The 13,304-nt window shown below is 36.1% G+C and carries 16 protein-coding genes; 9 read left to right on the top strand and 7 right to left on the bottom strand.

What is annotated here, in order from left to right:
* Positions 1-54 precede the first annotated feature (54 nt).
* Genes CUN60_RS08915 through arsB form a run of 5 tightly spaced genes read left to right on the top strand, consistent with a single transcriptional unit; the run spans position 55 to position 2,523 of the window.
* On the top strand, positions 55-537 hold the full coding sequence (locus CUN60_RS08915) for an NAD(P)H-dependent oxidoreductase (protein WP_425266142.1): 483 nt from the start codon (positions 55-57) through the stop codon (positions 535-537).
* Entirely contained in the window at positions 538-753 is a 216-nt protein-coding gene (locus CUN60_RS13460; protein ID WP_425266143.1) for an NADPH-dependent FMN reductase family protein, read from the top strand.
* An 8-nt stretch (positions 754-761) separates the two neighbouring features.
* On the top strand, positions 762-1,076 hold the full coding sequence (locus tag CUN60_RS08920) for an ArsR/SmtB family transcription factor (protein ID WP_102951706.1): 315 nt from the start codon (positions 762-764) through the stop codon (positions 1,074-1,076).
* Positions 1,070-1,501, top strand: a complete 432-nt coding sequence (locus CUN60_RS08925; RefSeq protein ID WP_102951707.1) for an arsenate reductase ArsC — start codon at positions 1,070-1,072, stop codon at positions 1,499-1,501. The genes CUN60_RS08920 and CUN60_RS08925 overlap by 7 nt, the downstream gene beginning before the upstream one ends.
* Positions 1,498-2,523: an ACR3 family arsenite efflux transporter gene (gene arsB, locus CUN60_RS08930; RefSeq protein WP_102951708.1), complete on the top strand. Its 1,026-nt coding sequence runs from the start codon at positions 1,498-1,500 to the stop codon at positions 2,521-2,523. The genes CUN60_RS08925 and arsB overlap by 4 nt, the downstream gene beginning before the upstream one ends.
* 44 nt (positions 2,524-2,567) lie before the next feature.
* Here arsB and pcp read toward each other — a convergent pair whose 3' ends face one another.
* From pcp to nusB, 4 genes are all read right to left on the bottom strand, one after another.
* Positions 2,568-3,176, bottom strand: coding sequence for a pyroglutamyl-peptidase I (gene pcp / locus CUN60_RS08935; RefSeq protein ID WP_102951709.1), 609 nt, complete (start codon positions 3,174-3,176; stop codon positions 2,568-2,570).
* A 10-nt stretch (positions 3,177-3,186) separates the two neighbouring features.
* A complete protein-coding gene (locus CUN60_RS08940; protein ID WP_102951710.1) occupies positions 3,187-4,125 on the bottom strand; it encodes a DUF979 domain-containing protein in 939 nt (312 codons plus the stop codon).
* Positions 4,112-4,828 (bottom strand): DUF969 domain-containing protein, encoded by a 717-nt coding sequence (locus tag CUN60_RS08945; RefSeq protein WP_222593249.1) that lies wholly within the window; start codon positions 4,826-4,828, stop codon positions 4,112-4,114. The genes CUN60_RS08940 and CUN60_RS08945 overlap by 14 nt, the downstream gene beginning before the upstream one ends.
* Positions 4,829-4,898: 70 nt before the next feature.
* Positions 4,899-5,366: a transcription antitermination factor NusB gene (gene nusB / locus CUN60_RS08950; protein ID WP_102951711.1), complete on the bottom strand. Its 468-nt coding sequence runs from the start codon at positions 5,364-5,366 to the stop codon at positions 4,899-4,901.
* Between the two features lie 180 nt (positions 5,367-5,546).
* Here nusB and CUN60_RS08955 point away from each other — a divergent pair, with 180 nt between their 5' ends.
* From CUN60_RS08955 to dut, 3 genes are all read left to right on the top strand, one after another.
* Positions 5,547-6,575 carry an ornithine cyclodeaminase gene (locus CUN60_RS08955; RefSeq protein WP_102951712.1) on the top strand — a complete coding sequence of 343 codons (1,029 nt, stop codon included), beginning with the start codon at positions 5,547-5,549 and terminating at the stop codon, positions 6,573-6,575.
* A gap of 83 nt (positions 6,576-6,658) precedes the next feature.
* Positions 6,659-7,528 (top strand): arginase, encoded by an 870-nt coding sequence (locus CUN60_RS08960; protein WP_102951713.1) that lies wholly within the window; start codon positions 6,659-6,661, stop codon positions 7,526-7,528.
* Positions 7,518-7,970: a dUTP diphosphatase gene (gene dut, locus CUN60_RS08965; RefSeq protein WP_102951714.1), complete on the top strand. Its 453-nt coding sequence runs from the start codon at positions 7,518-7,520 to the stop codon at positions 7,968-7,970. The genes CUN60_RS08960 and dut overlap by 11 nt, the downstream gene beginning before the upstream one ends.
* Here dut and CUN60_RS08970 read toward each other — a convergent pair.
* On the bottom strand, positions 7,967-8,641 hold the full coding sequence (locus tag CUN60_RS08970; protein WP_102951715.1) for a GntR family transcriptional regulator: 675 nt from the start codon (positions 8,639-8,641) through the stop codon (positions 7,967-7,969). The two genes, dut and CUN60_RS08970, sit on opposite strands and share 4 nt — an antisense overlap.
* 129 nt (positions 8,642-8,770) lie before the next feature.
* Here CUN60_RS08970 and CUN60_RS08975 point away from each other — a divergent pair, with 129 nt between their 5' ends.
* A complete protein-coding gene (locus CUN60_RS08975; protein WP_102951716.1) occupies positions 8,771-9,958 on the top strand; it encodes an MFS transporter in 1,188 nt (395 codons plus the stop codon).
* Between the two features lie 20 nt (positions 9,959-9,978).
* On the opposite strand, the gene CUN60_RS08980 is transcribed toward CUN60_RS08975, so the two are convergent.
* Together CUN60_RS08980 and CUN60_RS08985 are read right to left on the bottom strand one after the other, a co-directional pair.
* Positions 9,979-12,552, bottom strand: coding sequence for a DNA translocase FtsK (locus CUN60_RS08980; RefSeq protein ID WP_245866343.1), 2,574 nt, complete (start codon positions 12,550-12,552; stop codon positions 9,979-9,981).
* Positions 12,553-12,573: 21 nt separating this feature from the next.
* The gene (locus CUN60_RS08985) at positions 12,574-13,290 is read right to left on the bottom strand and encodes a heme biosynthesis HemY N-terminal domain-containing protein (protein WP_102951717.1); all 717 of its coding nucleotides are present in this window, start codon (positions 13,288-13,290) and stop codon (positions 12,574-12,576) included.
* Between the last annotated feature and the right edge of the window lie 14 nt (positions 13,291-13,304).

Here is a 13,304-nt window from a genome sequence, read left to right on the forward strand (position 1 = left end):
TTGCATATATGATATAATATCATACTTTAAACCCATTCTAAATAAGGCAGCAATATGTTACCAAAGCACAGTATAGACAATGTTCTTGACAAATTATTTTTCCATGGTCGCGAAATTCCCAAGCATCCACCCAAAATATTATTTTTATATGGATCATTACGGGAGCGTTCATATAGCCGATTACTGGCTGAGGAAGCTGGACGTATTGTCAGTTCATTTGGTGCTGAAACGCGCTTTTTTAACCCTGTCAGTTTACCGCTAGCAGATATTAGCCTTACTCAAACCACTGATTTTGAAAAACTTCCTGAGCCAGTGAAAGAATTACGCCATCTTGTTGACTGGTGTGAAGCAATGGTCTGGGTATCTCCAGAGGTTCATGGGAATATCTCCTCGATTTTAAAAAATCAAATTGATTGGATTCCATTAAGTGTTGGGGCAGTGAGACCTACGCAAGGAAAATTGCTAGCAGTCATGCAAGTCTGTGGGGGCTCTCAATCTTTTAATGCGGTTAATAATCTACGCATTCTTGGGCGCTAGATGCGGATGTTCACTATTCCAAATCAATCATCTGTAGCCAAAGCATATGAACAATTTAATGATGATGGTACAATGAAGGAGTCTTCTTACCGCGAGCGAGTGATTGATGTTATGGAAGAGCTATTTAAGTTCACACTTTTATTAAGAGGAAATATGGATTATCTAGTACAACGTTATAGTGAAGCAGAGACCTTCAATTTACCTGAAAAACTATAGGACCAATTATGGAAAAACTTTTCAAAGCGCTTGGCGATAAAACTCGTCTTGAAATTTTACTACTCATTGCATTGAGCCCAGATATTTGTTTGTGTCATATCGAAGATTGTTTTACTTTATCAAACTCCAATCTATCACGTCATTTAAAGGAACTTGAACAAGCTGGGCTTATTACTGCACGCAAAGCAACTCGTTGGAAGCATTATCAATTAAGCTCAACTGGTAATGTGTTAGCAGAACTAATCATAAAGCTTGATGGTGCGGACTTGTTAGAACAGATGAAAATTAAAACGCAGTTAATAAAAAGGGAATCAGAATGTTAAATATTCTATTTTTATGCACCGGTAATTCATGTCGCAGCCAAATGGCTGAAGCTATAGCCCGCAACTTGTACCCTCAGCATCAATTTTTTTCAGCTGGGATAGAAACCCACGGCATGAATCCGTATGCAATAAAGGTATGTAATGAACTTGGGCTAGATATGTCAATGCATAGCAGTAAACATATTGATACTTTTAAAGATATAAAATTTGATCTTGTATTAACCGTATGTGATCATGCTAATGAATCCTGCCCTATTTTTACCGGATTAGCACAAAAACTACATCACTCTTTTCAGGATCCACCTAAATTAGCAACCAATCTGATCAATGAAGAAGAAAAACTAACTATTTATCGTCAAGTGCGTGATGAAATAAAGACGTATTTGCAAAATGAACTACCTCAATTAGTAAAGAGCTGGAAATGAAGAAGCTTGCATTTGTTGAACGATTTTTAACCCTTTGGATATTTTTAGCTATGTTTCTTGGCTTAATGTTGGGTAAATTTAACCCCACCTTGCCAACTTTTATTAATAGCTATAGTGTTGGTACTACTAATATACCAATAGCTATTGGATTAATTCTAATGATGTATCCGCCATTAGCTAAAGTTGATTATGCAGAAATGCCGCTAGTATTCAAGGATACTAAAATTCTTTGGGTTTCTTTGCTGCTTAATTGGATAGTTGGTCCGATATTAATGTTCAGTCTGGCAATGATATTCTTGCATAATGAGCCTAATTACATGGTTGGAGTAATTCTTATCGGTTTAGCACGATGTATAGCAATGGTAATTGTTTGGAATGATCTAGCTGGTGGTAATCGTGAGTATTGCGCTGGATTAGTTGCATTTAATAGCATTTTTCAAGTGTTTCTTTTTAGTTTATATGCTTGGATTTTTATTTACTGGCTACCACAATTCTTTGGTTTACAGGCTTATCAAGTCAATATTAGTATTAGCCAGATAGCAGAAAGTGTCTTTATTTACTTGGGAATACCGTTTATTGCAGGGTTTCTTACTCGTTGGGTACTGGTAAAGACAAAAGGCTATGCATGGTATGAGCAAGAATTTGTGAGCAGAATAGGCTACCTCACTTTAATTGCTTTACTATTTACCATAGTTGTAATGTTTAGCTTAAAAGGAGAGATAATATTATCAATTCCATTTGATGTAGTTAAAATAGCTATTCCATTGGTTATTTACTTCGGGATTATGTTTATTTTAGGGATGTTTATTAGTAAAAAACTTGGTGCTGATTATTCTAGATCTACTACACTAGCATTTACCGCCGCAGGGAATAATTTTGAATTAGCGATAGCTGTCACTATTGCTACATTTGGCTTAAATTCACCAGAAGCATTTACTGGCGTTGTTGGTCCTTTAGTTGAAGTACCAGCTTTAATTATTTTGGTGAATATAGCTTTAAAGCTGAAGAAACTATTTAGATAACTTATTGATAAATTTTTATTCCAATAGACTTTAATCATTAAAATTTAGCTAGAAATAACATCCAATGTAATAGCAATAGCAGTTTTCATTAATCCAATGTCCATTGAAGGCTGTCCAGGTTTATTTATAACTTGTGCAGGCAAGTAAGGCAAATGAATAAATCCTCCCATGATTTTTTTATCAGAATCATGAATAAGATGCATTAAGCCAAAAAATACATGATTGCACACAAAAGTTCCGGCTGATTGAGAAATTGAACACGGAATACTTTGTGCACGCAATCTTTCCAGAATTTTTTTAATGGGAAAATTAGAGAAATACGCAACCGGAGCATCAGTTAAAACAGGAGTATCAATTGGCTGATTACCTTGATTGTCAGGGATACGTGCATCATTTAGGTTAACAGCTATCCGCTCAAGAGAAATATCTACTCTACCTGCCATTTGCCCAAGACACAAAACCATATCCGGTTGATGTTGTTTAATCATTAAATCAAGTGCTCTAATTGATGCATCAAAAATGCAAGGCAACTGAAAATATAAAACTTCATAACCATTAATTAACTTACCAGCAAAGCTCATTGCAACTTCGGCAGAGGGATTTATAACCTCATTATCAAAAGGCTCAAATCCAGTGATTATAATTTTTTTCATGGTAATTTCTTTAGATTTTAAGAAGCAAGTAAAGCAACATCACATTAACGAGTAATATGATAGCACCAGTTGGGAGTTGAACCCGAATTATCTGATTTTTATCAGGTAATTCAAGAAGTACAGCAGGAACTATATTAAAATTTGCCGCCATAGGCGTCATTAATGTACCACAATAGCCAGAAAGCATACCCATTGAAGCAACTATCGCAGGATCTGCATGAAAGGAATGAATAAGTACAGGAATCCCCACACCACTCATCATAACTGGAAAGGCTACAAATGCATTTCCAACAAGAATAGTAAGTATTGCCATACCAAAAACATAAATTGCTACTCCTGTAAATAAATAACTTACATCAAGGTAAGTATTAACAAGGTAGGCAACCGCCGTCCCTACCCCACAGCTAGCAAAAACAATTCCAAGCATTGCAAGGAGCTGAGGTAAGACAATTGGATAGCTAATCGCATCTAACAGGCGACTTGATTCAAAAAAAGCATTTATTGGAGTATCACGATAAATAATACAGGCAAGAATTAATGAAAAAATACACCCCAATCCGATACCAACCAGAGTAATATGTTTTGGCTCAAATAAATTGACTCCACTAACTTGGATATCTTTTAAAATAAAAATACAAAATAGCGTAATTAGAGGAATTGCCAATGCGGGAATAAATACCTTATTATCAGTACGTAAACTTCTCTGCTGTTTAGTAGTGCTAGCACCAATTGGCTTTACCACACCGATGCCAGCAATTATAATCATAACCACCACCAAAATTCCAGCAATAGTATCAGGTAATATATCACCAATAATAAAAAGTAAGGCATATATCAGCCAAAATAGCCCGCCAATAGACTTTCCATTAGACTTAAATACTTTCAGCGCATTTACCAATAGAATTATACCTGTAATAAAATAGAAATAATCCATCTTAATTATGGTCATTATCGGTCTCGTGTTCTAAAATTGTAGCGATCTTTTTTAGGTATTGATCAAGAAGGTAAAGGCGATAAGCATGTGCAATAAAGATGCATAATGCAGTAGGAATCCCCCAAAATGCAACATGGATTGGCTCTACGTGAATACCAAACTCATGAAGAAAAGTTGTCATCAAAATAACCGCACCAAACGCCACAAAAATGTCTTCACCAAAGAAAAGCCCAATATTATCACAAGCCGCACCATGTGCTTTAAGTAGATCCAATGTTTCTCGTGGTATATTTTTATATTTCTTACGAGCAATTTCCTCAATCATTGGGGCTAGAAGAGGTCGGACCATTTGAGCTTGCCCACCAAACATGGCTAAACCAACCGATGCAGTCAGCTGACGCAAAAATAGATAGGTAATTAACAAACGAGACACTGTTAGATTGGCAAATCTGGAGATAAGCGCTTGAGCCCGCTCTCGTAAGCTATGTTTTTCCATTAAACCGATAATTGCTAGTGGTAGAATTACAAGAAAAGAAAGATTCCGAGTTTTGATAAAGCCACTGCCAATCAAGGCGAGAATATCCGGTATAGACTTATTTGCTGCAACCGAAGTTATTATAGCTGAGATCAAGATTGATATTAGGGGATTCAATCTAAACAAAAAACCGATAGCTACAACCATAACACCATATAGTGGCAATAAATTTACAGTTTGCAAATTTCACCTCCATCACAGATTACAGAAAACAGTTACCAGTTTTCACATTTGAGCCAGAAAATAAGAAAAACTATTTCCTAACTCTTGGATTATTTCTGAAGTACTCCATCTCATTTTGGCGTATTTCATTAGCTAGTTTATCAACTAAACCATTGACAAATTTGAATGAGTCTTCACCACCATATAGTTTCGCTAACTCAATCGCTTCATTAATAATAACCGGAGCGGGCACTTCAAGGCTATATTTAAGCTCAACCGCAGCTATTGCTAGCACAGCTTTTTCTATCGGTTGAATCTCTTCCAGCTTACGCGATGAATAATTAGCGTATAACTCAAGACTCGGAATAAAATTGCTAGTCACCATATCTAGAAGAGAATGCAACAAATCATAGTTAGCTTTTGCAAATAGCTCATCATTGCTATTTTGCAAGTAATCTTCAATTTCGCTAACTGATTTTGGATTAGTTTGAAAGTGATAAATTCCCTGAACGGCTAACGATCGTGAAATTCTCCTTGGTGATAATTTTGTATTGCGCATAAACTTCCTGATTTGAGCTAAAAATAGTACTATATTTTAACATGTATCCAGTCCATTAAGCTTTTCTAATAACATAGCTCTAGTGCAGTGCAACATGGATTAATCCGCTGAATACCTTGATATAAAAGAGATTTTTAGGCTATAATACTGCATATTTTTTTGAGTATTTTGAGGAATTTTATGAAATTAGTTACGATTCAAGATTTGGCACAGATAGTTAAAAAGCATGGTTTTGAAAATTTTATGTCTGATCTGGTTAGTTATTTAAAAAATGATTTTGTTCGTTGGAACGAATTTGACAAGTCACCACGGTATGCAGCACATGTCCCAGGTGGAGTTTTAGAGTTAATGCCAACAGCTGATAAACAATATTTTACCTACAAGTATGTAAATGGTCATCCGGGTAATCCGCTTGAAGGTAAGCAAACTATCGTTGCTACCGGGCAAATGTCTGAAGTTAAGTATGGCTTTCCTATTCTTTTATCGGAAATGACTGCCCTAACTGGATTTAGAACTGCGGCGACAACAATGATAGCAACCGAATATATGGCACGTAAAGATAGCTCTACTTTGGCTTTAATCGGAACTGGTGCGCAAAGTGAATTTCAGGCATTGGCTCACCGTATGGTACGTCCAATAAAAACAATTCGCTATTTTGATATTGATCCATTAGCCATGGATAAATTTGAACGCAATCTTGGTGATAAGGGATTTAATCTAGTTCGGTGTACTAGCGCAGAAGAAGCATGTAATGGCGCAGATATAATAACCGTATGTACAGCATGCAAAAAACACGCTGTAGTAATTGAAAATTCATGGGTAAAACCAGGAGTACATATAAACGGACTTGGTGGTGATTGCCCTGGTAAAACTGAGCTAGATAAAGCAATTTTATTCCGTGGTAAAGTCATCGTAGAATACACTGAGCAATCAATGGTTGAAGGCGATATTCAGCAAATCACCCCAGAAGAAGTAAAACAAGTTCTCCATGCTGAGCTTTGGGAACTTATTAGTGGTAGTAAAGTAGGACGTGAAGAAGATTCTGAGGTTACTATCTATGATTCAGTTGGTTTTGCAATTGAAGATTTCTCTGCGCTAAGACTTACTCATGATCTAGCACATAAATACGGTATCGGTCATGACATCGATATGATTCCACCAATAAATGATCCTAAAAACCTGATTTCGGTTCTAGATTTACACAAGTAAAACTCTCCAATAATAATCAGATTAAAATATAAAGGACGGTTTAAACCGCCCTTTATTCATATTAAACTTTTTTAGGACAAAAAATGACTAGAAATGTCAAATTTATTGGTTCAGCAATTGGTAACTGTGGTCGAGTTCTGGGTTGTGAAAGCGCACCTTATTATTTAATCAACGCATTAGCTGAAGAAGATGATTTCGTTGATTGCTGTAGTTATGCATACAAAGGTCACAAACACGATCAATTTGCTTTAAGAAATTACTTTATCAAAGTTGCTTCACATATCAGCTTTATGCTGAATAAAAATACTTTCCCAGTATTACTGGGTGGTGATCATTCTTGTGCAATAGGTACATGGAGTGGTGTTGGTGACTATATTCTTAGTCAGGGTGAAGAATTAAGCATGATCTGGATTGATGCACACATGGATGCACATCGTCCTGAAACCTCACAATCCGGGAATTTGCACGGTATGCCAGTTTCTCATTTACTTGGTTATGGACATCCAGAATTAACTTCAATCCTAACAAAAACACCCAAATTAAAACCTGAGAATTTGGTTTACTTCGGAATCCGTTCATATGAGCCAGAAGAAAAAGAGTTCATTGATAAACTAGGCATTAAGGTCTATTATCAAGATCAATTAAACGAAGAAAACTTTATCAAATTATTTGCTAGCGAATTTGAACGCCTATCCAAACAAACAAAACATGTAGGAATAAGTCTTGATTTAGATGGGTTATCTGCAACTGAATTTACCGCTGTTGGTACTCCAGAAGAAGGTGGTGTTAGTGGCGAAACTTTCATTAAAGCTCTTGATCAAATTGACTTTGACAAGCTGATTGCTTTTGAAATTTCAGAATATAATCCAAAACTTGATTACGAGCGTAAATCTTTAGCATATATGATACATTTGATTAAATATCTACGACACAGGATTGAAAATGTCAACTAAAGTTCAAATTAAAGTAATTGACGAAAAGATTCGTGAGCAGTTACCAGCTTATGCAACAATGGGGTCGGCAGGACTTGATTTACGCGCTTGCATAGACAATACTATTATTTTAAAACCAGGACAAACCGAATTAATCCCAACAGGTCTAGCAATTCATATAGAAGATCCTAATCTCTGTGGAATGATACTACCCCGTTCTGGATTGGGGCATAAGCATGGAATTGTTCTGGGTAATCTTGTTGGTTTAATTGACTCAGATTATCAGGGGCAGTTATTTGTTTCACTTTGGAATCGAGGCAATACTGAATTTACGCTAAACCCAATGGAAAGAATGGCGCAATTGGTCATTGTTCCTGTAGTCCAGGTAGGTTTTGAGCTGGTTGATGAATTTACAGAAACTCATCGCGGCGAAAGCGGATTTGGTAGTACCGGAAAACACTAATTAAATAAATTACGGCTGGAAATTCTTGCAATAAGTATTTCCAGACTATGCAAAGTATGACTATAAATCAGTTCACTGGCAAGATTTTTTTCCCTAGCAATAGCCAATTCAGCTAGACGTTGGTGCTCACTATGGCTAACTTCAATAAGCCTCTCATCCAAATCAGGAAAAGCCAAGGTAAAATACCAGTCACGAATTAATACGCATTCATTCCTAATTTTTTTTAAATACTCCAGTTTACATCCTTCGATAAGCGACTCATGAAACTCATTATTTAATTTAACCCAGTCTCTATATCGAATGCTTTTCTGATCTTTTTCCACTTTGGATAAACGATATAAAGATGCAATAATCTTACTTTCCCAAAGATCATCACCAAATTCAATAGCATCGGCTAATGATAACATTTCAATTTTTGCATAAGTAGTATATGTATCAACAATTTTTTCTTTGCTAAGACAAGCAACAGTAAAACCAATATTATCAACAAACTCAACCAATGGAGTATTTGCCAATCGTGACAATGCTTCCCGAATAGGGCTCAGTCCTACTCCAAGCAAATTCTTGAGGTACTCACCCTTAATTTTATCTCCCGGCAAAAGCTCACCAGATAGTATCAATTGCTGAATTTTATCCAAACACAAGCTGGTCATAGTTTGATTAGGTTGCATTTATTTCCCATAATATTCGAATATTTATAACTTCTCCGATATTATATAATATCTTGGATCAGCATCATAAAACCAATTGATTGCGCTCTGTTATCATACTGCTTTATTGAAAACATAAGAGGTTATAAAATGAAAACATCTCAAATATTAGCAACAATGTTGCTAATCTCATTTGGTTCAGTGGGTGCAGTTGCATTCACCCCAGGGTTACCACAAATAGCAGAATACTTTGGAGTCTCAACAAATATTACAGGCTTTACGGTAACTTGGTATTTGGTTGGCTATACTCTTGGACAGCTATTTTATGGTCCACTGACAAACTACTTTGGTAGTCGTAAAACCATTATAATCGGAGCCATCGTAGAAATAATTGGAGCAACTGGTTGTATAGCCTCAGCACCAATGCACTCTTTTAGCATTTTACTTATCTCTAGGACAATTATGGCGATTGGCGCAGGCTCAGGCTTAACTCTAGCATTTATCCTGACTAGCAAGCTTGCTGATCCAGATAAAAATGCACGCATTATCAGTTTACTAACTGTTTCATTTGCAATTACACCCGGTTTGGCTGTATTTGCAGGTGGGGTATTACTCGAATATTTTAATTGGACAAGTAGCTTTTATTTAATGTGTATTTATGGATTGTTAATTCTCATTATTGGAATAACCTTACCAGAAGTAATTCAAGATAAAAATAATAATGCATTAAATCCAAAGATAATTGCTAAAAACTATCTCGCACAAATTAAATCATTACCTGTGGTTTTAGGTGGCTTACTAGTTGGTAGTGGAACATGTTTTGTTTATACATTTGCAGCATTAGCACCATTTATTGCAATGGATATAATGCATATGAGTACAGCACAATATGGAATATACAATTTTATACCAGTTGTCGGTATGATCCTTGGTTCACTTATGGCTAGCGCGTTAGGGAAAACATATTCAACGACCAGAATGTTAAAAATTGGTCTGACAATTGCTAGTTTAGGAGTTATTGCAATAGTTGCAGGGGTCGGCTTATTCCCGCAAAATCATCTAAGTCTTTTTGCACCTATGTTTGTAATATATATTGGATTTAGTTTTGTATTTGGTAATAGCTCAGCACTGGCACTTAGCAAAGCATCTGACAAGAGCAATGCTTCTGCGATGCTAAGTTTTGTGAATATGGGCTCAGCTGTAGTTATCGTAACTATTTTAGGATTTTTAAATAATTCAAATATTTTATTACTACCAATATTATATATAATATTTATAATTATTGGAATTATATGCTTTAATATACTAGTGCGCCACCTAAAACCTGGCACAATCTAGACCACTAAAGCCAAATAAAATCAGGTGGTTGACGGCTGATTAAGTAGCTCAAAACCACCTCGTTCATTACGCCGTACCATGCCAATTTTCTCAAGATGACTCATTATCCGTGCTGCTTTATTATAACCAATCCCAAACTGAGTCTGGAGAGAACTAATAGAACAACGCTTAGAAGCTAGTATAAATTTGACGGCTTCATCAAAAACACTGTCTTTCTCAATATTGCTACCACCTTCAGCTCCGGAATCTTCTTCAAAGCCAGGAATAGTTACTTCCGATGCGCCAGTCAGAATATCATCATTATAATCCGGAGCGCCTTGGGCTTTCAAAAACTCAACTACTTTATGTAATTCATCATCATTAACAAAAGCACCATGTATCCGGCGTGGAACTCCCGAACCTGGATTTAGGAAAAGCATATCACCCTGCCCTAATAGTGTCTCAGCACCCATCTGATCCAAAATAGTTCGAGAATCAATCTTGCTTGAAACCTGAAATGAAACCCGGGCTGGGATATTAGCTTTAATCAAGCCCGTAATAACATCTACCGAAGGTCGTTGGGTTGCAACTATCAGATGAATCCCAACCGCACGAGCTTTCTGCGCAATACGCGCGATATACTGCTCAATTTTCTTACCCGCAACCATCATCAAATCCGCTAACTCATCAATGATTACTACGATATACGGCCATTTTGATAGCGGTTCTGGATTGGCTGGGTCTATACTTAATGGATTATTTATCGGAGTACCCTGACTAATTGCTGCTTCAACTTTCTGGTTAAAAGTGACAATATTTTTAGTACCAATTTTTGCCATAATCCGGTAACGCTGCTCCATCTCACCAACAGTCCATTTTAGCGCATTTGCTGCCTGAGACATATCAGTCACTACTGGAGCCAATAAATGAGGAATATCCTGATAAAACGATAATTCGACCATCTTTGGATCGATCATGATAAATTTAACTTCATCAGGCGTAGCATTAAAAAGAATTGATAGAATCATCCCATTAACTGCAACTGATTTACCCGAACCAGTAGTTCCGGCTACCAATAAATGTGGCATCTTAGCTAAATCAGTAACAATTACATCTCCAGCAATATCTTTACCTAATGCTAAAGTAAGAAGACTACTATTATTGCGATAAACACTTGAGTCAAAAATTTCTTTGAGATAAATGACTTGTCGTTTGAAATTTGGTACTTCAATACCCATCGAATTTTTGCCAGGAATTGTTTCAACAACCCGTACATTTGGTAATGCTAATGAACGAGCAATTTCCTTAGCTAGTCCAGTAATCTTATCACCACGCACGCCTTTCGGTGGAATTAACTCATAACGAGTAATTACAGGACCACTTTCCACATTGATAATTTTAACTTCAACACCGAACTCGGCTAAAGTATTCTCTATTGTATTTGATACATACTCAATTGTCTCAGGAGAAACTGTTTCTGCCTGCTGTTTTGGCAGATTAAGTAGTGCGGTAGCGGGCAATTGGCGCTTACCAGATTCAGCAAGTAGATCAACACTATGTAGTTTCGGTACTATTACTGGCTTCTTAGCTAATGGTTTAGGTATAATTTCTTCATTGTTAATCGATACTGGTTTTTCGCTATCTATATTATCAAGTCTTGCAAGAAAATCAAGATCACTAGCAGCTTCCTGATGTTTTGGCTGATGAACTACAAATTCTTCTATTTCATCTTCATCAATACTATTATTGTATACTTCCTCATCAGTAGAAAGCTCTTCATCTTTTTGCTCTTTCAGAAATCTAAATTTACTGCTAAACTTATTCGCCTTTTCTTCAATAGCTTCCTCATAATCGACCAGTTTATGAGTAAACTCTGATTCTATTTCAGTATCCTCATCAACTTTTGCTTTTCGTTTAAAGCCAAAGAAGCTTTTCTTTTCTGTTACCTTCTGAGGTTCTTCATAGGCTTCTTCATCTTTCCGTTCTACTAGACCAGCTAAACCAAGATAAACGTATTCAAGCCCAGCACCAATTCTTTCTGCAATTGTAACCCAAGAAATAGCAAAAGCAAAGGAAAACGCTGTTATCATTACTAGCAAGCTTATTACCGCAACACCAACCTCACCAACAAAATAATAAGCAATACTAAAAAGAAACCCACCAAAACTACCGCCTACACCATCAGGTAGCGTAGTTGCTTGTCCATAAAAAGTGATATACTCAAAAACAGAAGAAGCAGCTACAAGAAAAATAAAACTAACAATCTGATAAATATTCGTCCAATTACCAGTATTGAATTTTTTACGACTGATTTTAAAACATCCCAGATAGAATATCCCTAAAACCAGCCACCAGCCAGACATTCCAAAAATATAAAAGATAATATCTGATATATATGCGCCAACAACCCCAAGTTTATTATGTACGACTTGAGAGTCAATAGTTCTTGACCATGCGTTATCATTAGCCGAATGGGTAGCCAATGCCAGAAAAAGCATCAAGGCAATAGCAAATAAAACTATTGCAATAATATCATTGAGTAACCGAGCAAGCTTTGAAGGTAATATAGTTTCTCGATTTTTACGGGCAAATTTGGTTTTTGTCTGTTGTTTCATAACTCGATAATAAATCCTTAGTTAATTAATGACACCAAAGCGTTGATAAAATTCATTGAGGTAAAGTGGAAAAATCTTGCGCTTCTTCAGCCATTTCAGGCATTCCTCTGCATTTTCCTTATCATTAGCATATATATAATTTTCCAACAAGAGCTGATACGCAGCGATATTCTTTGAATCAAACTGGATAACTTCTTTTAGTAAGGTAATTGCATGTAAATACTGCTGATTTAACGTAGCTGATTTTGCTCGAATAATTTTTTGCGCTTGATTAATATTTAAATTGGCAGACTCGTTAAGCTTATCAATCATCTTATTGACATTAGAAAGATTATTTACACGAATTGCAGCATCTATAGCAAGAATCAGGCAAAGGCTTTGTCTTTCGGCTGAAATATTCAATTGAGCAAGTTTAGCCGCAATTTTTGCAGATTTCAGATAATTACCAGAGAGATAATCTGCTAGAGTCTGAGTGAGCATTTTATCTACGCGGGCAAGCCTACGCCGGATAAAAAAAGCAGCGATGGATTGCGGCAGCATAAAAGTACTCTTAATAGCTTTCCAAGCTACTACAACACCAAGTAACGTAATTATCCAGCCAGCTATCAATAAATTCAGACTAAAACTGACTTTATACTCATCTAAATAAATGACTACATTACCACTTAATAACTGCCCTAAAGTGGCAATAACAACCACTAGAATAAAAATAAATAATAACCAGAATAATTTTTTCATGCCGATGTCCTAGC

It is taken from the genome of Aquella oligotrophica (assembly GCF_002892535.1).
Lineage (GTDB): Bacteria > Pseudomonadota > Gammaproteobacteria > Burkholderiales > UBA11063 > Aquella > Aquella oligotrophica.